At 58.7% G+C, this 26,505-nt stretch carries 20 protein-coding genes; 10 read left to right on the forward strand and 10 right to left on the reverse strand.

The features are described 5' to 3' along the window. Positions 1-43 precede the first annotated feature (43 nt). The 6 genes from FFV09_RS05840 to FFV09_RS05865 all read right to left on the reverse strand — a co-directional run bounded on the left by FFV09_RS05840 (position 44) and on the right by FFV09_RS05865 (position 6,735). Positions 44-736: a response regulator transcription factor gene (locus FFV09_RS05840; protein WP_141446917.1), complete on the reverse strand. Its 693-nt coding sequence runs from the start codon at positions 734-736 to the stop codon at positions 44-46. Then, the gene (locus FFV09_RS05845) at positions 714-2,195 is read right to left on the reverse strand and encodes a sensor histidine kinase (protein WP_141446919.1); all 1,482 of its coding nucleotides are present in this window, start codon (positions 2,193-2,195) and stop codon (positions 714-716) included. The genes FFV09_RS05840 and FFV09_RS05845 overlap by 23 nt, the downstream gene beginning before the upstream one ends. A 122-nt stretch (positions 2,196-2,317) precedes the next feature. Then, positions 2,318-3,115 (reverse strand): formate/nitrite transporter family protein, encoded by a 798-nt coding sequence (locus FFV09_RS05850; protein WP_141446921.1) that lies wholly within the window; start codon positions 3,113-3,115, stop codon positions 2,318-2,320. 174 nt (positions 3,116-3,289) lie between these two features. Next, positions 3,290-4,558, reverse strand: a complete 1,269-nt coding sequence (locus FFV09_RS05855) for an MFS transporter (protein ID WP_170314951.1) — start codon at positions 4,556-4,558, stop codon at positions 3,290-3,292. A 356-nt stretch (positions 4,559-4,914) separates the two neighbouring features. Further along, on the reverse strand, positions 4,915-5,358 hold the full coding sequence (locus FFV09_RS05860) for a DUF6376 family protein (protein WP_141446925.1): 444 nt from the start codon (positions 5,356-5,358) through the stop codon (positions 4,915-4,917). Positions 5,359-5,580: 222 nt separating this feature from the next. After that, positions 5,581-6,735, reverse strand: coding sequence for an AraC family transcriptional regulator (locus tag FFV09_RS05865; protein ID WP_141446927.1), 1,155 nt, complete (start codon positions 6,733-6,735; stop codon positions 5,581-5,583). A gap of 269 nt (positions 6,736-7,004) precedes the next feature. Between FFV09_RS05865 and FFV09_RS05870 the strand changes: the two genes are divergently transcribed. From FFV09_RS05870 to FFV09_RS05885, 4 genes are all read left to right on the forward strand, one after another. After that, a complete protein-coding gene (locus FFV09_RS05870; RefSeq protein ID WP_170314952.1) occupies positions 7,005-7,997 on the forward strand; it encodes a GNAT family N-acetyltransferase in 993 nt (330 codons plus the stop codon). 30 nt (positions 7,998-8,027) lie between these two features. Then, positions 8,028-8,906 carry a phosphotransferase gene (locus tag FFV09_RS05875; protein ID WP_141446929.1) on the forward strand — a complete coding sequence of 293 codons (879 nt, stop codon included), beginning with the start codon at positions 8,028-8,030 and terminating at the stop codon, positions 8,904-8,906. A 62-nt stretch (positions 8,907-8,968) separates the two neighbouring features. Then, the gene (locus tag FFV09_RS05880) at positions 8,969-9,721 is read left to right on the forward strand and encodes a GNAT family N-acetyltransferase (protein WP_141446930.1); all 753 of its coding nucleotides are present in this window, start codon (positions 8,969-8,971) and stop codon (positions 9,719-9,721) included. A 96-nt stretch (positions 9,722-9,817) separates the two neighbouring features. Then, complete coding sequence (locus FFV09_RS05885; RefSeq protein WP_141446931.1) at positions 9,818-10,384, forward strand: GNAT family N-acetyltransferase; 567 nt, start codon at positions 9,818-9,820, stop codon at positions 10,382-10,384. Positions 10,385-11,099: 715 nt separating this feature from the next. Here FFV09_RS05885 and FFV09_RS05890 read toward each other — a convergent pair. Next, positions 11,100-11,813 (reverse strand): hypothetical protein, encoded by a 714-nt coding sequence (locus tag FFV09_RS05890; protein ID WP_141446932.1) that lies wholly within the window; start codon positions 11,811-11,813, stop codon positions 11,100-11,102. A 353-nt stretch (positions 11,814-12,166) separates the two neighbouring features. Here FFV09_RS05890 and FFV09_RS05895 point away from each other — a divergent pair, with 353 nt between their 5' ends. Continuing rightward, entirely contained in the window at positions 12,167-14,299 is a 2,133-nt protein-coding gene (locus FFV09_RS05895; protein WP_141446933.1) for a S9 family peptidase, read from the forward strand. Between the two features lie 683 nt (positions 14,300-14,982). Then, entirely contained in the window at positions 14,983-15,705 is a 723-nt protein-coding gene (locus FFV09_RS05900) for a methyltransferase domain-containing protein (protein WP_141446934.1), read from the forward strand. A gap of 38 nt (positions 15,706-15,743) precedes the next feature. On the opposite strand, the gene FFV09_RS05905 is transcribed toward FFV09_RS05900, so the two are convergent. Further along, entirely contained in the window at positions 15,744-16,757 is a 1,014-nt protein-coding gene (locus FFV09_RS05905) for a hypothetical protein (protein WP_141446935.1), read from the reverse strand. 43 nt (positions 16,758-16,800) lie between these two features. Continuing rightward, a complete protein-coding gene (locus tag FFV09_RS05910; RefSeq protein ID WP_141446936.1) occupies positions 16,801-17,772 on the reverse strand; it encodes a tyrosine-type recombinase/integrase in 972 nt (323 codons plus the stop codon). 422 nt (positions 17,773-18,194) lie between these two features. Between FFV09_RS05910 and FFV09_RS05915 the strand changes: the two genes are divergently transcribed. Genes FFV09_RS05915 through cydC form a run of 4 tightly spaced genes read left to right on the forward strand, consistent with a single transcriptional unit; the run spans position 18,195 to position 24,248 of the window. Next, on the forward strand, positions 18,195-19,577 hold the full coding sequence (locus tag FFV09_RS05915; RefSeq protein WP_141446937.1) for a cytochrome ubiquinol oxidase subunit I: 1,383 nt from the start codon (positions 18,195-18,197) through the stop codon (positions 19,575-19,577). Then, positions 19,574-20,587 carry a cytochrome d ubiquinol oxidase subunit II gene (locus tag FFV09_RS05920; protein WP_170314953.1) on the forward strand — a complete coding sequence of 338 codons (1,014 nt, stop codon included), beginning with the start codon at positions 19,574-19,576 and terminating at the stop codon, positions 20,585-20,587. Before FFV09_RS05915 ends, FFV09_RS05920 begins: the two co-directional genes overlap by 4 nt. A gap of 14 nt (positions 20,588-20,601) precedes the next feature. Continuing rightward, a complete protein-coding gene (cydD, locus tag FFV09_RS05925; RefSeq protein ID WP_141446939.1) occupies positions 20,602-22,464 on the forward strand; it encodes a thiol reductant ABC exporter subunit CydD in 1,863 nt (620 codons plus the stop codon). After that, complete coding sequence (gene cydC, locus FFV09_RS05930; RefSeq protein WP_141446940.1) at positions 22,461-24,248, forward strand: thiol reductant ABC exporter subunit CydC; 1,788 nt, start codon at positions 22,461-22,463, stop codon at positions 24,246-24,248. The genes cydD and cydC overlap by 4 nt, the downstream gene beginning before the upstream one ends. 206 nt (positions 24,249-24,454) lie before the next feature. Here the strand turns inward: cydC and FFV09_RS05935 are convergent, their stop codons facing one another. Next, a complete protein-coding gene (locus FFV09_RS05935) occupies positions 24,455-26,497 on the reverse strand; it encodes a Na+/H+ antiporter (RefSeq protein ID WP_141446941.1) in 2,043 nt (680 codons plus the stop codon). Positions 26,498-26,505 lie beyond the last annotated feature (8 nt).

A 26,505-nucleotide genomic window follows, 5' to 3' on the forward strand; every position in this document is an offset into this window, starting at 1 on the left:
GGTAAACAAAAGGTAAACCGGGGGTAAACAATGCGCAGCAGCGCTACAGCCGGAATCGGTAGCCCGCGCCCCAGACGGTCTGGATATAATCGGGGTTCTGCGGATCAGTCTCGACTTTCTCGCGCAGCCGGTTGATATGTACCGCGACCGTCTTCAGATCGCCGATCGCGTCCATGCCCCAGATCTGCTCGTAAATTTGCTCTTTGCTGAACACGATGTACGGATTCGATACGAGCAGCAGCAGCAGTTCGAACTCCTTGTTCTTGAATTCCGTTTCGGCTTCCCGCACGAACGCCCGGCGAGACCGCGGGTTGATACGGATCGGTCCCGCTTCCACTTCCCGGTCGCCGCCGGATTCGCTGCTTCGCGTCAGCCGCCCGTACTGGGCGAGATTCGATTTGACCCGGGCGATCAGTTCCGTCGGCGAAAACGGCTTGGCGATATAATCGTCCGCCCCAAGGCCCAGGCCGCGCACTTTGTCCGCCACTTCGGCCCGCGCCGTCACCATCAGGATCGGAATGTCCGTCTTTTCCCGCACGGCCCGGCACAGTTCGTATCCGTTCATGCCCGGCAGCATCAGGTCCAGCAGGATCATGTCGTAGCCGCCCGTGCGCGCCAGGCGCAGCCCTTCGATCCCGTCGGAAGCGATATCCGCGGCAAACCCTTCGATCTCCAGAAAATCCCGTTCGATCTCGGCGATCGACAGATCGTCTTCAATAATCAGTATCTTTTTCATATTCGGCTCCTTTGGAGGGCAGGCCCTCCGTCGATTTGGCTGTGGGCAGGACGATCCGGATGCCCAGGCCGCCCGAAGGAACGAGTTCCGCCGTAATGCGGCCGCCGAGCCTCTCGATCACTTTGGACGAAATCGCCAGGCCCAGTCCGCTGCCAAGCTCTGTCCGCTTGCGCGAGTCGTCGCTTCGGTAGAAGACGTCGAACAGCCGCGCCAGCTCGTCTTCCCGGACTCCCGGCCCGTTATCCGCAAGCAGAATCTCGACCGTCCGGTCTGTCTCGCTTGCTTCGAGCACGACTTCCGCCCGGTCTTGGTCCGTATACCGGAGACTGTTCTCCAGCACGTTCTGGATCACGTTGCGGAACTGGACCGGATCGACGACCGCGATCGCGGTCGGCAGCGTTCCTTCGAGCCGCAGGTCGAGACCTTTGGGCTTGTATTCGGCGGCAAAAGCTTCCGACATCCGCTTCAGCTCGGCGCCCAGTTCGACGCGTTCCAGATACAGCGGAAATTCGCCGACATCCAGCTTGGAAAAAAGAAACAGCTGGCTGATGACATGCTCCAGATGTTCCACTTTGCTTTTGATCGTGGCGAAATATTTGGCCTGCATCCGGGGCGTGGACGCCACCCCTTTTTCCAATCCTTCCAGATAAGCCTTGATCGAAGTCAGCGGGGTGCGCAGATCGTGCGAGATGCCCGCGATCAGTTCGCGGCGGCTGCGCTCGTTGCGGCTGCGCTCTTCCACCATGTCGGACAGCTGCTCCGCCATTCGGTTGAAATCGCGGCACACTTCGGCGAACTCGTCCTGCTTGACGTAACGAATCCGGTAAGTGAGATTGCCGTCGCGCAGCTGGTGGACGCCTTCGGCGAGCATCTCGATCGGATTCACGATGCTGCGGAACACGAATCGGGTCAGCAGGCGGTTCGTCGCGACGACGATCAGGATCAAGACCGCCAGCAGGAACAGGCCCGTGTAGAGCTGCTGCCGCGAACGCCCGCCCGGATCGAGCTTCGACTCGGTATCGATCAGGGCCAGCATCCCTGCTCCGGCCGGAACCCGGTAGATCGCGTAGCTCTCGGTCAGCAGGGCGGACGAGCCTTCGCCCGGCATATCAATCCCGTCCGGCACCGGCGCCGGGAGCTGCGCGGGATAGATCCGGCGATTCCCTTGGTACCAAAAAGCCCGAAGGCCGGACTCCGCGTATTCGCCGTTGAAGTCGTCCAGCCGCGAGAACCGGCTCGCGTCTCCTTCCGCTTCGGTCAGGTCGGCGGACAGCTGCCGCGCCAGGTCGAGACGCGCCGGAATCGTCTCCCCGTTGTTCATCGGAGGCTGCGGCTTCCCGCGCACGCCCGTCACTCCCTGATAGATGAGCAGCAGGCAGGCGCTCGTCGCGATCACCAACACGATCGGCAGCACGAGCATCAAAATATTCGAAAGGTAGAGCCGGCGTTTTACGCTCATCGTTATCGTTTCCTTTCCGGTTCGTTACGTTAGAGTGTATACCAGGCATAACAAAAAGACGAACCGGTCAGCACGGTCCGCCTGTCTTGCTGCTGGGTATTCGGTTTTCTTTTGCCGCCGGATCAGGGCTTGCCCGCGTCTTCTTCGTTCAGAAAAGGCTTGTTGACGAAATAGTACATGAAGCCCATCAGTCCTGCGCCGCCGACCAGATTGCCGAGCGTGACCGGCACCAGATTGTGCACGACGCCCGCCATGGAGATCTCGGCCGGATGCTCGACGACGAGCGCGATCGCGAACGTGCACATATTGGCGATACTGTGCTCGTAGCCCGAGATGAAGAAGCAGAATACGAATAACATCATGGCGAACATTTTGGCTCCGTTTTCCTTCATGAACATCGGAACGAAAAACGCCATACAGACGAGCCAGTTACACAAAATCGCCCGGAAAAACAGTTGGCCCGTCGGCGCTTCCATCTTATGCTGGACCACGTTGAGCAGGAAGGCGTTGATGTCCGGGGAAGCGAACAGGCCGGTCAGGAAAATAAATCCCGCGAACAGCGCCGCTCCGATCATGTTGCCGCCATAGCTCGTGATCCACAGCTTGAACACTTCCGGCCAGCGCATTTTTTTGCGCAGCGCCGCGTACGTGTAATAGAACGTGTTGCCCGTGAACAGGTCGCCGCCGCCGTAAGAGATCAGGATGATCGCCGCGCCGAACGTGATCGCCGCCATCGGATAGGCCATCGGCGACTCCACCAGGTAGAAAAAGCTGCCCGCGCGGAAAGCCACGATGACGCCGAAACCGATAAACATGCTGGCCAGAATGGAACGCAGCATGTAGCGGATGATGCTTTGCTTGAAAATCTTGTGCTTTTTGAGTGCCAGTAATTCTACGTTTTTGAGAGCTTCCGTTTCCATGTCGACCTCCGCTATCGCCCAGAATTTTGTAGGTACGGACCGGGAAAATTTTCCACCGATGCAATTGTTGTATGCTTAACACGCCCGTTTGCCTTTGAATCATTTCCCTATTGTACCGGAGCGCGGAGTCGGCGCCTACGGAAAGAGCGAAATATCCCAAATTTTATTTAACTTTTAAGCCCGTACCATGTCCGACGCCCGCTCCGAACGCTGTTCCTTGGCGTAAACGACGTAAGTGAGCAGACTCAGCAGCGCGATGCCGGCCATCGTCCACTGCACGTAGGAAGGCGGCAGCGCGTCGAGCATGCGGCCCGCCGTGACGGAGAACAATCCGCCGCCGACGGCGCAGCCCGCCATCAGGATGCTGGTGTTGCGCGCCACGTTGCGCGGCATCAGCGTCTTGGCATAGACGAGCGTGACGACGTACAGGCCGGACAGCGTCAGGCCGAGCAGCACGATCAGGACGTAGCCGACCGCGGCGCTGCGGTTAAGCGCGAACAGCGACAGCAGCACGATCATGCCGCCCCAGTGGATGAACAGGTATTTGCGGTAGCCCAGTTTCTCGGCTTCGTAGCCCGCGAACATCCGTCCCGCGATCATCGCGGCCCAGAACACGGTAACGCTGATCGGGGCGGTAGCGGCATCGGCCATGCCGGTCTCCAGCATCAGCGAAGGCAGGTAGTTGACCAGGCCGATATCCGTCGCGCCGTAGAAAAAGAACAGCAGGATAAACGCCGGCAGCATGAGCGCGCCGGACGTGCGCAGCAGGCGCTTCTTGCCGGCCGAAGGGTGATGCGTCGCGGCGGCGGCCACGACCGCCCCGACCGGGCCCGACGAAGCGGCGCCCGCCGGAACGGCGCTTGGCACTTCGGCCCGGTGCGCCGGAACGAACAGCGGCTCCGCGTCGCCGAAGCGGGTAAAGCGTACGAACAGCGACAGGAACACGCAGTAGGCGGCGATGCCGAACAGGGCGTAGTTCCACAGCCCGCTTACGATCAGCATGCCGATCGTGAGCGGCAGAATCAGCGAGCCGACGCCGAACGCGACTTCGAGCCGGCTCATGGCGATCGCGGCGTTGGACTGCAGGCCGTCGAGAATGACGGCGGCGATGACCGATTCGATAATGCCGCCGAGGAATCCGGCGAGCGCGAACCCGGCCAGCAGCAGCGGCCACGGCGGCAGGAACGCGATCAGCAGATACGAAGCCGCCACGCCCCACGCGCCGATATGCAGCATCGTCTTTTTGGACATGCGGTTCGCCAGCCACGGCTGGATCAGCATGCCGAAGATCGAGGCGCCGAACTCGATAAAGATCAGCGCGCCCGCGTCCGTATAGACGCGGTCGTACAGCGGCAGCAGCACGGTAATGATCGAAGCGACGGTAACTTTGATAAATCCCATGAGCAGATAGAACAGACTGCCCATCCAGACGAGCTTTTTCAAACGGTATTCAGTCCTCCTTCGGTTTTTGTAGACACCGGGGTTATCACGCCTTTTGGCCGAAAACGGTTTATATTCAACGCAGCAGATACTGCCGAATGAACGGTTCATAGCTTCCGTATGCCGAAGCGGCCGACTCGGAGATCTCCGGAGCGGCCGCTTCTCATGAAAGATTATACCGAAAATTCATGAACGGTACAGAGGTTTTCAAGAAAACCGTTCAAAAAAGTTTGGGTTTTTCTGAATAAGGCATTTTTTGGAGAAAAAGGTTCCTTTTTTGCACGTAAAAAAGGCCGTCCCGCTTATTGCGGAACGACCTTTGCGGATGCTGTCTCTGCGCTTGCGCAGCCTCGCCGGCTTTACTGCCCCAACTGCTGGAACTGGTCCATCAGTCCGCGGATGTTCTGGATCGACTGCATCACTTCGGAGTTCTGGAGCAGCTCCGGCGTGAATTCGCCCGCTTCGATTCGCTGCTGAAGCTGGTCGACCTGGGCGTTCAGGCTTTCGTTGTAGCCGGTCAGCTGGCTGTGCAGCCCCTGGGCGAATCCCGGCACTTCCACCTGGCCGAAATCGGCGATGCTCTGCTGCACCCGATCCAGCTCCTGCGACAGCTTCTCCTGCGCCTGCGGATCGTTCGCCGCGTCCTGCGCCAGCTGCGGCAGCTGCTCCGCCCACTGCGAAGCGTCGTTGATATAAGACACCGCGTCGCTCGTGTAGCCGACGGAACGGTTCACTTCCTCGACAGCCGAGCAGCCGGCGAGCGAAAGGGCGAACAGGGTCAGAGCCAAAATGATCTTCTTCATGGAACATGCACTCTCCTCGTAGCGCGAACGTCTCCGGACCGCGCGTGCGCGAGGCACTTCGCCGGGACTTCCGCGTCTGTTTGCGTTACATACTCCGCGCGAATGGGTGAGGTTTCGGTTCGGCACATTAGAAATTGATGAGAAGGCCGGCGAAGCCGCTCCGCCAAAGCAGGCTCAAGCGTACGGACCGCCGAAGACCGGCAGGGTGCGCGGCGCTATCGCTTACGTTCGCAGATCCCGGATCGGGATGTACAAATCCGCTTCGCAGTAATCTTCCCGCGCCAACGCGGCATCGATATATTCGAAATGGTGGCCGTGCGCCTGCTCGTACGGCGATCTGAGCAGCCATTCGTCCATGTAGTTCCAGATATCGTTAAGTTCATGAATCGTCAGATGTTCCGGGTGGAAGCGTCCGATATAGGTGAACACCGCGTACTTGCCGGCCGGAAGTTCCGCCGTGTCCCACTGCGCTTCCAGCCCTTCCAGCGAAGACACTTCGGCCGAGGTCAGGTAATCCGTCGCTTCCGCTCCGTACTCCGGCGGATACAGCGTCAGCCCGATATACACGCTCGGCTTCAGCTTGCGCGGAATTTGGGCATGCTCTCCATAGAAAAAAGACACTCCCTGCGCGTTCGCCGTATGGCGTTCGAAATTTTCGGCGAGCGGAATGGTGGCCCGGCGTCCGGCGTACAAACTGCGCGGCTTGATCACGAACGTCGGCTCGAACACGACGCCGCGGCGGATTTCCTTGAGCGCCGACGTGTCGTAGCGCTCAACCAGCCGGATCTGTGCGGTGCCCCGGCGAAACTGCGCCGGCGTCACGCCGAACTGCCGCTTGAACGCGCGGATATACGACTGCTCGTGCTCGAAGCCGAACGCAAGCGCCGTACCGAGCACCGTGCCCGAACTTCCCGTATCCAGCAGGGCGTGCGCGCTGGCCGACAGCTTGCGGGCGCGGATGTATTCCATCAGCGGCAGGCCGGTCGCCGCCCGCATCAGCCGGTGCAGATGGAACTTCGACAGATAGGCGTGCTCGGCCAGCTCGTCGAGAACAACCTTGTCCGTCAGCCGGCGCTCCACTTCGTCCAGTACCCGTTCGATCGTGCCCAGCGTCTCGGGCCGGCCGAAGTTCTCGCGGCTTGGCGGAGACGCGGGCGGGCTAGGCGAAACGGGCGGCTCGGGCGCCGCAGACCCGGGCGCCGGCTGCCCGGACGATGCAGGCACGCCGGCCAGTGTCGGGCCGCCCGAACGATCCGGGTCGCCCGGCTGCCCGGAAACCGCCTCTTCAGGCGGCCGGTTGTCCGGCCGGTACTCCGGTAGGTGATCCGGCTTCTTATTCAGTTCGCCGGGTTCGCGGCGCTGCGATCTCTTGTTCATATCCGGTTCTCTTTTCCGTTGCTGTCCCGCTGCATGCCGGGCTCCCTTACGGTTTCCATCCTAACAAAAAATGCCGCAGGCGTCAGCTTCGACATTTGGGCGTGCGGCCTTTTTGTTTGTCTGCGCCTGACCGCATCTCCGCAAGAACGGTTCATTTCTCTCCGCGATGCTGAAGCATACTGGAAGCAGGCGGGCTGCCCGCCGGAAAGGAGGATTTTATTTTTATGCCCCATCATTCTGCAAATTCCGATATTCCCAAGGAGGACGTAATGCCTATGCAACCCCATACTTCCGTATATTCGATCCGACCTTTTGAAGAAAGCGACTTCCCGGCACTCGGTGTCTTCTACAATCAAGCGGCCGAAGGCCGGCGCGTCACCTTCTGGTGGGTCGGCGAACCGGACAACTGGACGAACGTCTACTGCGCGTTTGAAGACGGCAAGATGATCGCCAAAGGCCAGGTGGACGTGTTCAGCACGATGCCGCCTACGGCGAAACCGTCGAGCCAACACCGTATCTTTTTCAATTTAAAAATGCTGCCCGAACGCGAAACCGACACGGAGCTGCTCGGCGCGATGTACGACGTTCTTCATGCCCGTGCGCTGGAGCTCAAAGCTCTTCTTCCCGATACGCACGGCACGCTGCTGGGCTTCGGCAACTATGCGGAAGAAGCGGCCAATACCGGCTTTTTCACCGCGCGTCCGGAGTTCTCGCCGCTGAAGCGGCAGTACCGGATGTGCCATACGTTCGCGGATCGGCACTTGCTGGACGCCGTCGAACACGTCGAAACTGTTGAACCTGTTGAAAATGAGGCAGCTGCATCGGCTTTCCCTCTGCCGGACGGTTACGCCTGGCGCGAATTCGACGCGTTGAGCGGCGAACAAGCCGACGATTATCTCGCGCTGGATATGGAGATCTGGCCGGAAACGCCGATCGGAGCCGATCGCCTGGCCGATCTGGCGTCGCGCAGCGGCTGGCGGATGCTCCAGATTCACGCAGACGGTACCGCGGCCGCAAGCCTCATGTACTGGGTATCGGACGGCGAGACAGGCGAGATCGAAGAAGTGCTGACGCTCTCCAAGCATCGCAGACGCGGCCTCGCTTCGGCTCTGCTGAACCGGGCGCTGCACGAGATTCGCTCGCGCGGCTGCGCCGATGCGGAACTGGACGTCGAAGCGCTCAACGAAGACGCGCTGCGCGTCTACCGGGCGGCAGGCTTCGAGATCGAGACCGAAGAACAGCGTTACGCGGTAGAATTGTAGAAACGCCGCCGAAAAGGAGTCCCGTTCACCATGTTCGAATCGACCCTGCTTCACGTGAACGCGCTGTTCAAGTCGCACGGCGTTCACGAAGAAATTGTGCATATGCACACCTTGTCCGGTACGACCGAAGGGCTTGCGCTGAAGGTGGAATCCCGGGAATCGAACGTCTATCTGTTAAAATTCGACGATCCCGCTTCGCTTGGGCCCGCCCGGCAGCTGCTTGAAACCTACGCGGATTCTCCGCTGCTGCCCGGCGTGCTGCTGGCGGCCGCGGACGATTCTTATCTGGCGTACGCGTTCATCGAAGGCACGACCCATTTCAACCGCGGCGCCAAAAAAGACTGGATGCGCCGGCTGACGCAGGAGCTGCTCAACCGGTACGTACGCTGCGAAGACGCCGATTACTGGGGGCGGCCCGAATATCCGAGAGCAAGCTGGCAGCACTTCAACGAGATCGGGATCGAAGAAGCGCGCGGCAATCTCGGCAGCGTACTGACGGACGACGATTACCGCTGCGTCAAGCAAACGGCCGAGCGCCTCTTCGCTCCCCATGCGGTACGATCCGGGGCGGAGCCGACCGAAAAATACCGGCTGCACGGAGACACCGGCGTCCACAATTTCGTGTATCGCGAAGAAGCGCTGGTCGGCGTGATCGATCCGTCGCCGATGGCGGGGCCGATTCTGTACGATTTTCTGTACGCGTTCTGCTCCTCGCCCGACGAACTGAATCTTGAGACGCTGCTCGCCGCCTTCGATCTGCTGGAACGTGTTCAGGTCGAACGGTCGAGATTGATCGAAGAAACACGGATTCAGCTCTACTGCCGGATCGGGCTCAGCGTCAAGCATCATCCGCACGACCTGCCTGGTTATCTGGAGGCGTGGAACTATTGGAACACGTTATCCCTCTAAAAAGTTATGCTTCTAATTGTTAGTATTCTAACTGTTTCACTTCTAAAAAAGGAGCGATCCCCATGACGGCACGCAAAGAACCCTTGCCTCTCTTCTCCCCGCTGGTGACCGGATACTGGCTGGGCCGGGCGGAAGAACCGCCGCGAAGCCTCTCTACGCCGGGCCGCTACGCGATCGTCGTGGATGCCGAACTGCCTCTCTCCCGAAGCGTCATGCGGCTCGATTTCCCCGATACGGGCGGCTGGCTGTCGCTGTCGCCGGAGCAGGCCCGGCTGTTGGGCTTGGCGGATACGTCCGAGATCGGCGCACCCGAACTGGACGCCGCGCTGCGGCAGGCCGGGATCGGACTGAACGGCGCGGATCATCTGTTTTATTTCGCGATCCCCGGCCAAACGGCGCTTCGCGAACAACCGGAGCCCGATTCGGTTCGGCAGCTCACGGCGGAAGACGCCGACCTATTTGCCGATTTTGCCGCGCAGTCGCCGGCCGACGACCTCGACGAAGCGTTTGTCGAGCTGGACCATTGGCTCGTCTTCGGCTGCTTCGTCGACGGACGGCTTGCGGCCGCGGCCAGCCTGATCCCGTGGAGCGGCACGAAGTTTGCCGATCTCGGCATTTTGACGCTGCCGGAATTCCGCGGCCGCGGCTATGGCAGGCAGACGGTTCGGGCGGCCTGCGCCCATGCGCTGGCTCTCGGGTACGAACCGCAGTACCGCTGCCAACCGGATAACGCGCCGTCCAACGCCCTCGCGGCGGCAGCGGGATTGTCGCTGTTCGCGGCCTGGGACGTGATTGCGGAAGACGAAGCGGAATAGACGCGAGTCTACGCGCGGCTTGGCGCACTTGGCGCATAGGCGGAAGCGGAAGCTTTGACTACCGCCAGACAAATGCAATCATGCGGAGGACCCTACATGACACTCAAAAGAAACGAAGGCCGGCCCAAATGCCCGGCCTTCATTTTTCGCAAAATGAATCCCGACGATGCCGACCATCTCGGACAGCTCGACCGTTCCGAAAAGATCGAACAGATCTGCCGCATCGAAAACGGACAAGAAATCTGGACGCCCGCCGGACACGAGTGTCCAACCTGGAACGAAGCGCAGCTGGCCGAGCTTCGGCTCCGCTATATCGGGGAGCTGGAGCGCGGCGGCGCGGCGATCGGCGCTTACTCCGGCGGCATGCTTGCGGGGTTCGGCGTGCTGGGCCATCGGCCGCTCGGCTCCGAAGGGGATATGCTGCAGGTTGACCTGCTGTACGTCGGCCGCCCTTATCGCAGACGCGGCATCGGCCGGCGGCTGATGGAACTGCTGAGCCGGGAAGCTTCTCTGCGCGGCGCAAAGGCGCTGTACATCTCGTCGACCGAGAGCCGCTCGGCGGTCGGCTTCTACCGCAGTTTCGGCAGCGAAATCGCGGCGGAACCCGACCCGGAACTGTTCGCCCGCGAGCCGCTGGATATTCATCTGGTACGGAAACTGTAATCCGGGAAAAGAGTGATTTCGTGCGGGCTCGGAAAGTGGGCGCGGCACGGAGCGAACGGTAGCGAATGCTTGGGCGACTTCGCTCAAGCTGCGGGGCTCGGGGGCGTGAGCGGGCTCGGCGGTGCGGTCGGACGCGGGGACGCAGGTGGACGCGGAAGCACGAGCAGACTCGGGGGCTCAAGCGCGAGGCGGAAGCGCGGGCAGACGCGGCGGTGAGAGAAACGAATCGTTAGCACGCTATTCGGGCTTTTTGAGCCGTTTTCGATTTCTAACGAATCGTCAGCACGCTAATGGGCTGAAAAGCGGCTAAAAAGCGGCAAATTCGGCGAATAGCGTTACCTCGATTCGTTAGTTTGCCAAAAACGCCGAAAACATGCAATTAGCGTTACGACGATTCGTTAGGTCGCCAGAAGCGCCGAAAACGCGCAATTAGCGTTACGACGATTCGTTAGCGGCCGGGGGTTGGCGATTAAGGCTGCCTATTGAGCTTTGGCTGTTGGCTGCTGGCTGTTGGCTATTGGCTGTTGGCTATGGAACTTTGGCGGCTGACCGTTGAACGTTGGCAGTTCACGGTTCACCGTTGGCCGGCTGCCTACGATCACCCGGTCAGACGCGGCGCAGGCCGCTCGGCTCCCTACGCAAAAAAGGACGGACACGCGGCTCGGCGCCGCGGTCCGTCCTTTCTTTTTCCCGAAAATCGATTATGCCTGTCCGCCTACAGCAGACCTTCCGCCGCATACAGATCCAGCGCGGCCTGCACGACCTGTTCGTCGATCCCGGAGCGGCGCGAGATGCGCCGGGCCCAGGTGTCCTCGCCGAACGGATCGCTCTCGTGGAACAGACCGCGATCGCTGCTGATCTGCGACTGCCCGCTCTCATATTCCCAATGCACGATGCTGCCGTCGGTACAGGTGCGCAGGCGCCGCTCGACGAGCGGGATCGACAGCAGGCTCTGCGAATACGCCGCCGCATGCACAAACTCCGCTTCGTCGACCGCGTTGAGATCGTACACGGAACAGCTTTCTTTGCCGCCGGGCCGCATGTAGCGAATGCTCGCCTGCGCCGCATCCGAATGTACGGCGATGCGCGCACCCGGGAAAAAGCCGGGCAGCGGCTGCTCCGTATACCCTTCCGCCCGCGGATCGATCAGAACCGGCTGAATCCACTGGTCGCCCAGATCGCACAAATAGCGGCTGCCGTCTTCCCCGATCGCGATCACGGCGCAGTGCGCGTCTTCGGTGCCCAGCTTCCGGCCGACCGGGTAACACTCGATCCCTTCGCCGCGCAGCTCGTCCATCAGCCACATCGCCAGGTCGAAACAGTTGCCGGACGTTCCGTACCGTTCGCGCTGTTCGCGCATCAAATCGACGCTTCTCGGCGCGAACCGTTCGCCTCTGGCGTGCAGCCAGGCTTTCGTGATCGTTTCCATCGGAAATTCGTCAAATCGTCGCCACACTTGCAAAATTTTCCCCATCGCCCTCATTTGCGTTTTGATTCACCCTTCCCTTTCGGATCGCCGATCTCGGCCGTTCGTCCTCCGAAAGCGTAGCATTCCGCGTCTCTAGCGCCGATTACTATAGATTCTACGGTATATTTAACCACTAGCCAATGAATCGCTGGTCGCAGAATACGCTTTCTCTCAATAAAAAGCCCCCCTTTCGTCAAAAGAGGCTGCTTTTGCGTGTCCGGTTTGCCGATCGGGAACGCTTGCCGTATCATGGAATCGTAAAAGAAAGCTTCAAGCCAGCAACCCAAGCAGTCACGACACAGGAGGCGTAAGCAATGAGCGAACAACGCGGATTGACCGCGGAAGATCTGTACCGCTTCGTCTGGGTGGGCGCACCCGACGTATCCAAAGCGGATGGACGCATCGCGTACACGGAACGGACCGTCAACGAAGCCAAAGACGGCTATATGACCCGTATTCGGGCTTTGTCGGCCGACGGCGCGCAGGACATTCTGTTCACGTCGGGCGAACAGGACGCGTCTCCGGCGTGGTCGCCCGACGGCACCCGCCTGGCTTTTGCCCGCAAGCATGGCGACAAGCGCCAGATCTGGCTGCTGCCAGCATCCGGCGGCGAAGCGCGCATGCTGACGCATCTGAGCGAAGGCGCCGGCGCTTTTGCCTGGTCCCCGGACGGATCGAAGCTGCTCGTCTCGTCGCAGGTCGACCCGGACGACAGCGGCCATAGCGAAGACGGTTCGGACGAAGACGGCCGTGAACCGGGCGGCGAACGCAAGAAGGGCATCGACGGCGAAACGAAGGTCGGCCAAGAAAACGCCGGCCAAGCGAAGACCGGCGAGGGAGGCGCACCTTCCAAAGACAAGCCGCTCAAAGAACTCGTCGTCGACCGGATCCGCTACAGAGGCGACGGCTCGGGCCTGTGGAACGGCAAGCGGAGCCATCTGTTCGTCGTCGACGCGGCAGACGGCGAGGCGCAGGCCGTCACGTCGGGCGAGTTCGACGTCGGCAGCTTCGCCTGGTCGCCGGACGGTTCGACGATCGCCTTCACCGCCTACATTCCGGCAGACAGCGAAGACGAGACCGATCCGGACCTGCTGCTGGTCAGCGACCTGTACGTCGCGGACGCTTACGGCGGCAGCCGCCGCAAGCTGACCGATTCGAACTGGAGCATCGGCCAGCCGGCCTGGTCGCCGGACGGCTCGAAGATCGCGTTCTTCGCGAGCGACCGTTCGTACCACAACGCGACGCTGAACCGGCTGTACAGCATCGCGGCCGAAGGCGGCGACATTCTCTGCCTGACCGACGACCGCGACCTGCTTGTCGGCAACCTCGTCGTGGGCGATATGCGCTCGATGCTGCCTTCGCCGGCGCCGCTGTTCTCCGAAGACGGCAGCTCCGTCTACGCGCTGTTCACCCGTCACGGCAGCGCGGGGCTGGCCCGCTTCGCGGCGGACGGCTCCGGCCACGAAGAGGTCATCGTCGGCGACCGCGACGTGTATCAGCTGGCGCCGGACCATGAAGGCGGCTTCGTCGTCGCGATCGCCGATGCGCTGAATCCGGGCGACCTGTACCGGTTCTCGCCGGGCACGAAGCAGGAGACGCGCTTGACCGACGCCAACGGCGAATGGCTGGGCGAACGCGAGCTGAGCGCGCCGGAATCGTTCTGGGTGCAGACCGAAGACGGCTGGAACGTGCAGGGCTGGATCATGCAGCCGGTCGGCTTCGACGCGGCGGCTGCCGCTTCGGCCGGAGCGCCGAAAGTGCCGACGATCCTGGAGATCCACGGCGGCCCGCATATGATGTACGGCCATACGTTCATGCACGAATTCCAGCTGCTCGCCGCCAAAGGCTATGCCGTCATCTTCGCGAATCCGCGCGGCGGCCACGGCTACGGCCAGGAATTCGTCGACGCCTGCCGCGGCGATTACGGCGGCGGCGACTACCGCGACCTCATGGAGACCGTCGATTATGCGCTGGCGAACTACGCCTATATCGACGAGAAGCGTCTCGGCGTGACCGGCGGCAGCTACGGCGGCTTCATGACGAACTGGATCATCGGCCACACGGACCGCTTCAAGTCCGCCGTGACGCAGCGCTCGATCTCGAACTGGATTTCGTTCTACGGCGTGAGCGATATCGGGCCGTACTTTACCGAAGACCAGATCGGCGGCGATCCGTGGCAGGATACCGAGCTGCTGTGGAAACACTCGCCGCTCGCCTACGTGCAGCAGATGCGCACGCCGCTGCTCATCCTGCACGGCGAGCAGGATCTGCGCTGCCCGATCGAACAGGGCGAGCAGCTGTTCATCGCGCTCAAGCGCCTCGGCCGCAAAACGCGCCTGGTCCGCTTCCCGGGCGCCAGCCACGACCTGTCCCGCGGCGGCCACCCTTCGCTGCGGGTAGCAAGGCTGTCGCATATCGCGGGGTGGATGGACGATCATTTGGTGTAGGTTTTGGGGGAAATAAGAGCGCGGCTTGAGGGCAAGGCTGTCCTCAAGCCCGGCATGCAGAGAGACCCGATCCGCCGGTAGGCGGGTCGGGGTTTTTGGCGTGGTGTGGGACCTAAGCGGCATGAAGTTGCGCCGACGAGGAAGATCGACAGGCAGCCAGGCATGTAGAGTGCGACGATCGGGATTGGCCAGAAGAGAAATACGCGAAAAAAGGGCAGTCGAGGCTTCAAAGGAACTGATCGCTGAAGGCAGGAAATCGTAACGGAAACAGGCGACTCTTAAATGGAATCCTTTTTGTTTTGAGCGAAAAAGAGGTTGAATCGGACGTTTAACGATGCTCTGTTCAGTTAAAAATTCGTGCAAACCTGATTCGCTACTCTAAAGAATATACGGTTGGCCGAGCGGAGAAGTTCAGTTTGATCGTCGAACGGTAATGACAGTACGTTCAAGGAAGTTCTGAGCGGCAAACTTTTTCAATAAATTAATTTTTCGGTGGCTCAAGTGATTCAAGCGAAGAATCAATTTGCTATTTTACCGTTTATTCTTCATTTTTTTGGCGACTTGGTCGATAGTAATTACTGGATGATTCTACATACGTTTAGGAAAAGCAGGCTTTTTATTGGGTCAAAGAATTAGAGACGATCAGGTACTAATAACTATGAATTATTTGGAGGTTTTTTTGCATGCAGATTGATCCTAAAAAGGTAAAAGAGTTTTATGAAAACCAAGAGACTATCTGGCCATCTAAAGATAAATGGCATCAGTTTACAAAAGAGAGTATTGAAAAATATCTTCAATTTAAATACAAAAACATTAAAACTTTGAGGACTACACATACAATTTTAAATATAGGATCCGGAGGAAGCAATTACGGATTATCAAACGACATGCATCATGTTGATTTAACAGAAAAATTTATTTCAAAATATAAGAATTTCACCGTTGCTAATGCAGAAGAACTGCCATTCAAAACTCAAAGTTTTGAGTCTGCAATTTGTGTAGGGAGTGTTATTAATTATTGCGACGCTGCTAAGTGTATTGAAGAAATAGCAAGAGTTTTAAAATCAAATTCGTATTTTTTTTTGGAGTTCGAAAACAGTTGGAGCATGGAGTTTTCGAACTCAAATGCTCATAAACAGATGGCTGCTGTAGTTAAAACAAGATACTTTGATGAAGAACATATGCTTTGGGTTTATTCACCTCAACATATTATTAGTTTATTAAATGTTTATGGTTTTGAGATTAAGCACATAAAGCATTTTCACCTAGTCAGTAGTTTGATATATAAATTCACAAAAAATGAGAACTTATCTTCTTTTTTTAGCTTATTGGACCCTGTGATGAGTAAATTTCCTTTTCTAAAAAAAAGGAGTCACAACGTAATATTAACTTGTGTTAAAAATTAAATAGTTAAAAAGAGTGTAATCAGTATTATTTATCAACTTCACTCTTTTTTACTTTTGGAATTAGTCCAAACGATTACAGCAACAGAAGCAAAGGAGCTTATCAAGGCACCAAATACTGCTCCTACTGCACCACCTTCAATCATAATGTCGAATTTAGATAAAACAAACTGGAACAAAATCAAGAAAGCTACCGGACCTATAAACGGCGCGAAAATAAGTGTAGGGTAGAAAAATTTCGATCTGATTTTTTTAGCTGGTACTGAGCCTGCTGTCGAATGGAATTCTGGTTGAGTAAGAATATCCTTACTTGGAATATGGTTGATAACAATAGGATCTGTGTTTCCTACACCTTTCTCAACACTTAAAAGTAAGCTATCCAAATGTAATTTATAGTTCTGAAGTTCTTGTTGATTCATAAATGGTTTATACCATTCAAAATAATAAGAAAAGTAAATTGTTTTGACAATATTGATCACAGTATCTTTAGATAATTTTTTAATTTGATCGTTTGCTTTTACATAAAGTTTTGCTTGCAAAGAACTCTCAAAATTATCACTTCCTAAATAAGGCTGATAGTAATCAATATTCACTTCCCCAAAGTTTTCAAAAGAGATTAGCTGTTTTAAAAACAAGCTTTCTTTATCTAAGACTTTTCCGTCCTCTTGATTCCCTATTTCTGTAATCCAATAATTTATGTCCCAATCATTCTTTTTAGCAAGTTCTTTTAATAAACTTAAAGAAGGAAAAAATACTGCGTTTATTCTAAAGGGATCTTTAAAAGTCATATAATCAATCAACATGAATTTATTTTTTTTAAAGTAAGAAGCTTGTATGTATCCAATAATTTCTTCATCTAGATATATTACAAATAACATAAAACTAAAATTCTTAGAATTATCAGCGTTATCAATCCAATAAGTGATCTCGTTTGTGTTGGTTTTCATTTCTGGCGAAGTTTCTTGACTGTATATCTTTAAAGCTTTTGAAAAATCTTCATCTTCGCTTTTAACAATCCATTTAATTTTATATTTATTTTCTAGTGTTAAAACCATATTTTTACCTCCAAATAATTCATAGTTATTTGGAGGTTTTTTTCTACATATTCAGCTTGTTTCTCGGGTTAAACTTGGACAAAACATTCTTCTTGCGCTTGATCGAAACTTCGGTATAAATCTCCGTCGTGCTGACGCTGGAGTGGCCCAGAATCTCCTGGACCGAACGAAGATCGGCGCCGTTATCGAGCAAATGCGTGGCGAACGTATGGCGCAGGGAGTGCGGCGTCGCGGTTGGGGTGATGCGCGCGGAGTCGCGGTATTTGGAGAAGATATCTTCGATCGAATAAATGGTCAGGCGATTGCCATACTTGTTGACGAACAGCGCGTTGTCTTGCGGAGCCAGCTGCGGCCTGACTTTCATCCAGCTTTTCAGGCTGCCGACCACTTCTTTGCTGGACAGGTAGAGATTCCGCTCTTTGCGCCCTTTTCCGAAGATCAGCAGGGTGTGCTCCCCCACGTTCAAATCCCGGAGATCGATGTTCACGAGTTCGCCGATACGAATGCCTGTAGAAAACAGCAGTTCGATGATGGCCAGGTTGCGCGTCGCGATCAGTTTGCGATAGTCGGACTTGAGCATGATCGTATCGTATTCGATACTTCTCAGCAGTCGCTGGATTTCTTCGATCGGCAGCGTTTTGGGGATACGTTTGGCTTTTTTGAATTTGGCTCCGAGGGAGAACTCGGACATGCCGTTCAGCAGATCCTGCTCGCCCAAAAATTTGAAAAAGGTTTTGACCGAGATGTATTTGCGCTTGAGCGTCGTGTCTTTCATGGTGCCTTTGCCGATCAGCTCCGCGAAGTAGAGATGCAGCACCTGATGATCCACGTGAAAATGCCGATTGTGCTCGCACCAGGCGGTGATCAGATTGAGATCGTAGTGATAGGCGCGCACGGTCGGATCGGACAGGTTCCTCTCGACGATCAGGTTCTGCGTATATTTCAGTATGTACTGCTTGAAGGCGTCCAGTTCCAATCCGGGCGGTGCCATAAGTAGGTTCGCTTCTTTTTCCATTGTATTCCTTCCACTTCCTTCTTGCGTATCGCACGCTTTTAATATCTTAAAGGAAATCGGAAGCCCACTCAAACCTATATAAATGGCTATTCTTCATAATTTTCAAGATTGCCTTTTATTAAGAATACTGGGCAAAAAATCACCGCTCGCACATAACCCTCCTCCCCCCTCCCGTGATCAATCTCATAGCCAGCGCATCCAAATACGATTATGTTAAAAAGTTACGAATACCACACCTCTCTCCGGCAAACAATGGCTCGAACGGGTCATTGTGCTCTTTTTCACGGAATCGACGCAAAGCTTTGACCCTTTCTTGAAACTGTTCGCCGATCCCTCCGCTCGCGTGGATCCCCCCGATATACTGAACTCAATTCATTGGCGCAAAAATGAAAGAAGCCAAATCGGGAAAGGGGAGATGTCGCATGATGGTCGATACGGTGCTGTGGAGCCGGCTCGTTACAGGGTTAACGCTGTCGTTCCACGTCATTTTCGCTACGATCGGAGTCGCGATTCCGCTGATGGTCTCCATCGCCGAATTCGTGGGTATCCGCAAAAAAGACAATCATTACACGCTTATGGCCAAACGCTGGACGCGGGGCTTCGTGATCTCCGTCGCGGTCGGGGTCGTTACGGGCACCGCGATCGCGCTGCAGTTGGCGCTCGTCTGGCCGAACTTTATGCAGATGGCGGGCAACGTCATCGCGCTGCCGCTGTTTATGGAAGTGTTCGCGTTCTTTTTCGAAGCGATCTTTCTCGGTATTTATTTGTACACCTGGGATCGCTTCCGCAATCCGTACCTGCACTGGCTGCTGACGGTGCCCGTCGTGCTCGGAGCGGCCATGTCGGCGTTCTTCATCACGTCGGTCAACGGCTTCATGAACCAGCCCGCCGGGTTCCTGTACGAAGCGGGCCAGTTCACGGCGGTGCATCCGCTGCAGGCGATGTTCAACGAAGCGACGCCGTCCAAAGTGTTCCACGTGCTGGCTTCCGCCTACATGACCGGAGCCGCGCTGCTGGCCGCTATCGCCGCGTTTTCGATCCTCAAAAAAGGCGCGACGGATTATGCCAAAAAAGGGCTGAAGCTCATGATGGGCGTGCTGCTGCTGTTCAGCTTCCTGACGGCGCTTGCGGGCGACGTATCGGCCAAGTACCTCGCGGAGCACCAGCCGGAGAAGCTGGCGGCCGCGGAATGGCATTTCAAGACGGAGCAAGGCGCCGACCTGATCTTCCTCGGCTGGCTGAACGCCGAACGCGAGATTATGGGTGCGCTGCATATTCCGAATGCGCTCAGCTTCCTCGCGTTCAGCGACTTCAACGCGGAAGTGACGGGACTCGACGAGTTCCCGCTCGACGAACAGCCTCCGCTGCTCGTGCATTATCTGTTCGACGCCATGGTCGGCGTCGGCTTCACCCTGCTGGCCGTCTCGGCCGTATTCCTTCTGCTTCGGCTGCGCAAAAAGAGCGGCGAGCTCAACCGCTGGATGCTGCGCGTGATCGTGTTCGGCGGGCCGCTTGCGTTCCTCGGCGTGGAGCTGGGCTGGTTCTACGCCGAGATCGGGCGGCAGCCGTGGATGATCCGCGGCTATATGCGGGTCGAAGAGGCCGCGACGACTTCGCCGATCATCGTGGCGCTGTTCTTCGTGTTCCTGACGCTGTACATCCTGCTCGGCACGATGTGCGCCGTCGTTCTGCGCCGGCTGTTCCACGACAATCCGGCCGAAGTCGAATTGGAGAAAGCGGCGCACGCCAAGCAGCAGGCGCTGCAAGACGAACAGGCGAAGAAAGCGGGTGATCCTGTATCATGAGCTACGAAATTGTCGGCATTTCCGTCTTGTGGATCTTTCTGTACGGCTATCTGATCGTCGCTTCGATCGATTTCGGCGCCGGGTTCTTCGCTTTCTATGCGCGCCTGACAGGCAACGATCATCTGATCAACCGGTTGATCTCGCGTTATCTGTCGCCGGTATGGGAAATCACGAATGTGTTCTTCGTCTTCTTCTTCGTCGGTCTGATCGGATTTTTCCCGGACGCGGCGCATTATTACGGTTCGGCCCTGCTCGTACCGGGCAGCATCGCCATTATTCTGCTCGCGATCCGCGGTTCGTTCTATGCGTTCGAGAACTACGGCTCGAAGAAAAATATCGTCTTCCTGTTTCTCTACGGCGCGACCGGCCTGCTTATTCCGGCTTCGCTGTCCGTGGCGCTCGTGCTGTCCGAAGGCGGCTTTATTACTGAAACGAACGGAATTGTGACGCTGGACTATCTGGCGCTGTTCACGAGCCCGCTGGCATGGAGCATCGTCGGCCTGGCGCTCACGTCCGTCCTGTTCATCAGCGCGTCGTTCCTCGCGTTCTACGCGTCGCGGGCGGACGACAAGCCGGCGCTTGAACTGATGCGCGGCTACGCCCTGTTCTGGAGCACGCCGACGATCATCGCCGCATTTACGTCGGTGCTGTATCTGAGCCAGCATAACGAACGGCATTTCCAGAACATGATGGACCTGTGGTGGCTGCTCGGGCTGTCTGTCGTCTTTTTCCTCATCGTGCTGTGGCTGCTGTTCAAAGGCCGTGCTTACGGCTGGGCGTTTATCGGGCTGATGCTGCAGTTTCTGTGCGCGTTTTTCGCCTACGGGATCGGACATTATCCGTACATCCTCGATCCGTACATCACGATTCAGGGCGGGGCGACGCAGGAAGCGATGGGCATTGCGCTCGTGGTCGTCTTCGTCGCCGGGCTGCTGCTGCTCATTCCGTCGCTTGCGCTCGTGTTCCGGCTGTTCCTGTTCGATGCGGATTACGTCAAAGGGAAAAAATAAGGAGGCGATCGGCCATGAAAACAAGCAAACCCCGACGCGGACGCGCAAAAAGCGGACTGCTGCCCGAATTGATGGCGGCGCATCGCAAGCGGACGCTGCTCATCCGGCTGGTCTCGCTTGTGCTCGGCGCCGCGACGATCGGGCAGGCCGTGCTGCTGGCCGAGGCGGTGCAGCGCGTGTTCGTGGAAAAAGCGGCCCCGGCCGCGCTCTTGTTCACGTTCGCGGCGCTGCTCGTCGTCATGGCCGTGCGCACGCTGCTGGCTCACGCCAACGGACAGATCGGACTGCGGATCGCGGCGGACGCCAAAAAAGAACTGCGGGCGCGGCTGCTGCGGACGTTGGCCGCGAATCCGCTGCTCGCGGCGCGGCAGGGACAGACAGGCGGCAAAGTCAGTCTCGCGCTCGACGCGGTAGACGAAGCGGACGGTTATTTTAGCCAATACACGCCGAAAATGATCGAAGCTTCGATCATTCCGCTGCTGATCCTGATCGCCGTTTTTGTCGTGCACGTGCCGTCGGGCTTGATCCTGCTGTTCACGGCTCCGTTCATTCCGCTGTTCATGGCGCTGATCGGCATTCAAACCAAGCACAAATCGGAAGAAAAGTTCGAGCAGCTCGCCGCTTTCTCCGGCACGTTCCTCGATTCGCTGCAGGGGCTGGTGACGCTGAAACTGTTCGGGCGGGCCAAGCGGCAGCAGCAGGAAATCGAGCGCAGCAGCCTGTCTTACCGCGACGCGACGATGGACATTTTGCGGGTCGCGTTCACCAACACGTTCGCGCTGGAGACGATCGTCATGCTCGGCATCGGCATCGTGGCATTGGAACTTGCCCTGCAGCTCGTCGTGTTCCAAACGATGCAGTTCCATGCCGCTTTTCTCGTGCTGCTGCTCGTGCCGGAATTTTATAATCTGCTCAAAAATATGGGCACGGCGTTCCACGGCGGACGCACCAGCCTCGGTGCGATCCGCAATATCGAAGTCGCTTTGGCGGCAAACGGCACCGGCGCTGCCCCGACCGGCGCAGGCGGCGGGAGCGGCGCGGCGGCGCTTGATACATCCATGCCCGGCGCGGCGAAGATCAACGGCGACGCGGATGCGGCGGCGGGAACGTCGCACGGACAGCAGCCCGGCGCTCTCCCGCCCCTGATCGAACTGCGCGGGCTCTCGTTCGACTATGGGCAAGACGCGTTCTCGCTGCACGCCGGTTCGCTTGAGATCGAGCCGGGCATGCAGATCGCGATCGCAGGCAAAAGCGGTTCCGGCAAAACGACGCTGCTGCATCTGATCGCCGGACTGCTGCCGCCTTCGTCGGGCGAAGTCCGGATCGCGGGCCGCGAACTGACGCGAATCAACGAGGACGACTGGTTCCGGCGCGTCTCTTACATTACGCAGCACCCGTACATTTTCGCCGGCACGGTTGCGGACAATATCGCGATCGGTGCCGACCGGGACGTCTCGCGCGAAGAGATCGTTCAAGCGGGCGAAGCGGCGGGCTTGTCGGCGCTCGCGGCCGAGCTTGAGCACGGCTACGACACGGTCGTCGGCGACGGCGGCCGCGGACTGTCGGGCGGCGAGAAGCAGCGGCTGGCGCTGGCCCGGGCTTTTCTCAAGCGGCCGTCCGTGCTGCTGTTCGACGAACCGACGGTCGGGCTCGACCTGCACACCGAACGGGTGCTGATGCGGGCGATCGCCGAATTGTCGCGGCAGGCGACCGTCATCACGATCGCCCACCGCCTGCACACGATCCGGCAGGCGGACCGCATCTTGTTCATGGAGCAGGGCCGGCTGATGGGCAGCGGCAGCCATGACGAACTGCTGCATACGCTGCCGGCGTACGCGCAGATGATCGATATTCAGCGAAAGGGGGTTACGGCATGACCGAACGTTCCTTGTTTGCCCGGGCGATGCTCAAAGAGCGCAAAGACATCCTGCTGTCGATTCTGGGCGGCTTCCTCGCCGGAATCGCCGGGGTCGTCCTCTTCTCCGCCAGCGGCTACCTGATCGCCAAAACGGTGTTCGTGCCGCCGCTGTACACGCTGATCCTGCTCACTTCGCTGGTCAAGCTGCTCGGCCTGGCCCGCGCCGCGAGCCGCTACGGAGAGCGGCTGTTCTCGCACCGCGCCACCTTCTCGCTGCTGAGCCGCCTGCGGACAGACTTCTTCGCCAGACTGGTGCCGCTTGCGCCCGGCATCCTGACCCGCACGCGCAGCGGCGACCTGCTCGCGCGGATCGTCGGCGATATCGAGAGCCTGCAGTTCTATTTCCTGCGCGTCGCGTATCCGCCGATCATCGTCGTATCGGTCTTTCTCGCGACGATGCTGTTCGCGTCGTTCTTCTCGATCTGGATCGCGCTGCTGCTCGTGCTCGGCATGCTGCTCACGGCTTTCGCCGTTCCGGCGTTCGTCCGGATCGGGCAGCGCCGCACGGACGGCCGGGTACGCCGCCGGCGCGCCGACCTGTCGGCGGAAACGACCGAGCTGCTCCGCGGCTTCGTCGACCTCAAAGTGTACGGCCGGCTCAAGCAGCGCGAACAAGATCTGCTCGCCGCTTCCGGCGAATTGACCGAAGCCCAGCAGTCGGACGCGCTGCATCTGCTGCGCGGACAATCGCTGCACGCTTTCGTCACGTTCTTCGTCTCCTGGGGCGTGCTGGTGCTCGGCGCGTTCCTGATCGCGGACGGCCAGATGGCCGGCGTGTTCCTCGCCATGCTCATCATGGCGTCGATGACCGTGTTCGACGAATCGGCCGCCATGGCGACGCTGCCCGCGTACAAGCGGGACAGCGCCTTCGCCGCCCGCCGGCTGGGCGAGACGTTCGCGGACGGGGAAGCGGACGGCGCGGCGGGAGCGAATGCAATTGGCGAAGCGAGCGCGGAAGGGTCTTCGGGCGCCGTTCCGGCGGCTGCGCATAAGCGCGGCGCGGCTGTCGCCGTCGAGCTGGACGGCGTCGGGTTCCGGTACGCCGAAGACTGGCGGCCCGTGCTGAGCGGCGTTACGCTCCGCTTCGACGCCGGGTCGAAGACGGCGATCATCGGCCCAAGCGGTTCGGGCAAGACGAGCATTCTGGAGCTGATCCTCAAGCTGCATGCGCCGACGGAAGGAGAGATTTCGCTGAACGGCGCGCCGCTCGGCGATCTGGACGCGGAAGATCTCTGGCGCGAAGCCAACGTCGTGCTGCAAGCGGGGCACTTTTTCCGCGGTACGATTCGCGACAACCTGCTGCTCGCGGACGAGTCTATCGGCGACGACGAACTGCGGCGCGTGTTGGCGCAGGTCGACCTGCCGGACAAACGGCCCGAAGATCCCGTGCTGGAAAAAGGCGAAAATTTGTCCGACGGCGAAAAGCAGCGGCTGGCCGTCGCCCGCGCGCTGCTCAAAAACGGCCGCTTGTGGCTGCTCGACGAGCCGACTTCCGCGCTCGATTACGTGACCGAACGCCGCGTGATCGAAGCGCTGCTCGATCGGGCCGAAGGCGATACGCTGATCATGGTCTGCCACCGCCTCGCGGGTCTTGAGCGAATGGACCGGATCGTCGTCGTCGACCGCGGCTCCGTCGTCGAAAGCGGCACGTACGCGGAACTGATGCGCAGCGAGGGTTATTTCTACGCCATGAAACAGATCGAACGGCAGATGATCGGCTCGACGGATGACCTCGCCGGGTGAACTTGCCGGATGAAGCCGAAGCGCAATCAGGCAGCGCACAGACGTGGACGCAAGCCTGCAAGCCGATCTACACGCACGCAAAAAAACTCCCGCTGCGGAGGCGATCCGCGGCGGGAGTCTAAAATCGAACGATAGGGGCGATAGACCGGATCCCCGGCCCGCCGAGCGCACCGTCCACAGAGGACGGTGCGCTTTTTAGCTTGGACTCAATGCCCGAAGTTTTCTTCTTCCGGTACGTCGGTCTCCAAATAGCGGATAAACTGCCGCAGGCGGCCGGCCAGTTCGCGGGAAATTTCGCCTTTTTCGAACAAACGCTGCACGTGGTCGCGCTGCTCCTGAATAGCGGACAGACGCTCCTGCATCCGTTCCTCGCGTTCTTCCCGCTCCTCCTCGGTCTCTTCGCCGAGCAGGCCGAAGTCCGTCTTCGCAAGCCTTGCGATCAGCTGGTTGTAGCCGTCGGTCAGCCGCTTCGCTTCGGCCCGGTTGGACTCGTTCGTGCGCTTGTCGATCGCTTCGATCGCGGCCTGCGCCATGCGCGTCTTGGCCGTCTGCAGCGAGCAGAACGCGTGCTTGTCCGTCAGTTCGCCGCGGCGGCCGCGGGCGAACAAAGCGGCGGCGAAGCGGCCGATATCGGCCGCCGGAGCGGTAACGCGCGCTTCCAGCCGGCCCGGGATGCTCTCTTCGATCCGGGCCAGATGCTCGAACACCGGCGTCGCTTCTTCCTGGCCGAGATCGCCGTCCTGAACCATCTTGCTCAGTTCCCGGCGCTGCGCGCGAATACCGGCGTACATCAGGTCGGCTTCGCGGCGCGGCGCTTCGGGGTCAAGCGAATAAGCGCTGGTCGCTTCTTCCATGCGCTGCAAGTATTTCGTAAAGTCATGAATTTCCGTCGCGTTGACGCCGGAGCGGCCTTCGGCCAATTCTTCCTGGCCGATCCGCTGCGCGATCGCGCTCAGAATGCGGCGCTTGAGCGGCTGCTCGGCCTGCGGCGCTTCGGCCGCTTCCTTGCCCGACAGCAGCGGCAGCAGGACGCTGGCCGCAAGCAGCGTAAACAAGATAACGCCGGCGGCGAGGAACAGAATCAAGTTGCGTTCCGGGAACGCAAGACCCCCGTTCAGCACGAGCGGAATCGAGAACGCACCCGCGAGCGTCACCGCTCCGCGCACGCCCGACAGCGCCGTTTGCAGCGCTGCCTGGAACAGCGACTTGCCGGTGCGGCCGATTCTGCTGCCCCGGCTCGTGAAGAACCAGTACGCATAGATCCACAGGAAGCGCAGCACGATCAGGCCGACCGAGATCCACGTTACGTGCCACAGCGCGCCGAGGCTGCTGATGGCCGGATCTTCGAACACGGTGCCGAGCACTTCCGGCAGCTGCAATCCGAGCAGGACGAACACGAGACCGTTCAGCACGTACAGGAACACCGACCATGTGCTGTTCGAGACGACCTGCAGCTTGACCCGCACCGACTCGGCGCGATCGCGTTCGATCGCGTGGACGACACCGCCCGAGACGGCGGCGAGGATGCCGGACAGTCCGAGATGTTCGGCGACCAGATACAGCACGAACGGAGTCACGAGCTGGATCAGCACGTGCAGCGTCTCGTCTTCCATGCCGAGGCGGCGCAGGAAGACGCGGATACGGATAATGACGAACGACAGCAGCGCGCCGACGAGCAGACCGCCGATCGCGATCAGCAGGAAGCTCAGCGAAGCCTGATAGATCGAGAACGCGCCCGTGACGGCGGCGGCTACGGCGAACTTGAACGCCACGAGGCCCGACGCGTCGTTAACGAGCGCTTCGCCTTCGAGCAGGCGCATGATGTCTTTCGGCAGCTTGATTCGTCCGGCGATCGAACCGACCGCAACGGCGTCCGTCGGCGACAGAATCGCCGCCAGGGCGAACGCCGCAGCCAGCGGAATGGTCGGGATGACCCAATGAATCAAATAGCCGAATACGACGACGGTGACGAAGACGAGCCCGAGCGCCAGCAGCAGAATCGGAGCCCGGAGGTTCCACAGCTCGCCGCGCGGAATGATCCGTCCGTCGTTGAACAGCAGCGGTGCGATGAAGAGCACGAGGAACAGTTCCGGCTCCAGCGGCACATGGATATGCGGCGGGAGCAGCTCGGCGGCGACGCCGAGGCCGATCTGGATAATCGGGACGGGCACAAAAGGCAGGAATCGGTTGACCACGTTCGAGATCCCGATGATCGCGAGCATGAACAGAATACTAATAAAAAGCTCCATTCGGCGGT

The organism is Saccharibacillus brassicae (genome assembly GCF_006542275.1).
Classification (GTDB): domain Bacteria; phylum Bacillota; class Bacilli; order Paenibacillales; family Paenibacillaceae; genus Saccharibacillus; species Saccharibacillus brassicae.

Excerpts from the sequence above, each read along its gene's own strand:
- FFV09_RS05890 (WP_141446932.1), bottom strand. The coding sequence starts at position 11,813 with ATGGAAACGATCACGAAAGCCTGGCTGCACGCCAGAGGCGAACGGTTC.
- cydD (WP_141446939.1), top strand. The coding sequence starts at position 20,602 with ATGAAAACAAGCAAACCCCGACGCGGACGCGCAAAAAGCGGACTGCTG.
- FFV09_RS05845 (WP_141446919.1), bottom strand. The coding sequence starts at position 2,195 with ATGAGCGTAAAACGCCGGCTCTACCTTTCGAATATTTTGATGCTCGTG.
- cydC (WP_141446940.1), top strand. The coding sequence starts at position 22,461 with ATGACCGAACGTTCCTTGTTTGCCCGGGCGATGCTCAAAGAGCGCAAA.
- FFV09_RS05860 (WP_141446925.1), bottom strand. The coding sequence starts at position 5,358 with ATGAAGAAGATCATTTTGGCTCTGACCCTGTTCGCCCTTTCGCTCGCC.
- FFV09_RS05915 (WP_141446937.1), top strand. The coding sequence starts at position 18,195 with ATGATGGTCGATACGGTGCTGTGGAGCCGGCTCGTTACAGGGTTAACG.
- FFV09_RS05935 (WP_141446941.1), bottom strand. The coding sequence starts at position 26,497 with ATGGAGCTTTTTATTAGTATTCTGTTCATGCTCGCGATCATCGGGATC.
- FFV09_RS05905 (WP_141446935.1), bottom strand. The coding sequence starts at position 16,757 with ATGGTTTTAACACTAGAAAATAAATATAAAATTAAATGGATTGTTAAA.
- FFV09_RS05920 (WP_170314953.1), top strand. The coding sequence starts at position 19,574 with ATGAGCTACGAAATTGTCGGCATTTCCGTCTTGTGGATCTTTCTGTAC.
- FFV09_RS05885 (WP_141446931.1), top strand. The coding sequence starts at position 9,818 with ATGACACTCAAAAGAAACGAAGGCCGGCCCAAATGCCCGGCCTTCATT.
- FFV09_RS05840 (WP_141446917.1), bottom strand. The coding sequence starts at position 736 with ATGAAAAAGATACTGATTATTGAAGACGATCTGTCGATCGCCGAGATC.
- FFV09_RS05895 (WP_141446933.1), top strand. The coding sequence starts at position 12,167 with ATGAGCGAACAACGCGGATTGACCGCGGAAGATCTGTACCGCTTCGTC.
- FFV09_RS05865 (WP_141446927.1), bottom strand. The coding sequence starts at position 6,735 with ATGAACAAGAGATCGCAGCGCCGCGAACCCGGCGAACTGAATAAGAAG.
- FFV09_RS05880 (WP_141446930.1), top strand. The coding sequence starts at position 8,969 with ATGACGGCACGCAAAGAACCCTTGCCTCTCTTCTCCCCGCTGGTGACC.
- FFV09_RS05870 (WP_170314952.1), top strand. The coding sequence starts at position 7,005 with ATGCCTATGCAACCCCATACTTCCGTATATTCGATCCGACCTTTTGAA.
- FFV09_RS05910 (WP_141446936.1), bottom strand. The coding sequence starts at position 17,772 with ATGGAAAAAGAAGCGAACCTACTTATGGCACCGCCCGGATTGGAACTG.
- FFV09_RS05850 (WP_141446921.1), bottom strand. The coding sequence starts at position 3,115 with ATGGAAACGGAAGCTCTCAAAAACGTAGAATTACTGGCACTCAAAAAG.
- FFV09_RS05900 (WP_141446934.1), top strand. The coding sequence starts at position 14,983 with ATGCAGATTGATCCTAAAAAGGTAAAAGAGTTTTATGAAAACCAAGAG.
- FFV09_RS05875 (WP_141446929.1), top strand. The coding sequence starts at position 8,028 with ATGTTCGAATCGACCCTGCTTCACGTGAACGCGCTGTTCAAGTCGCAC.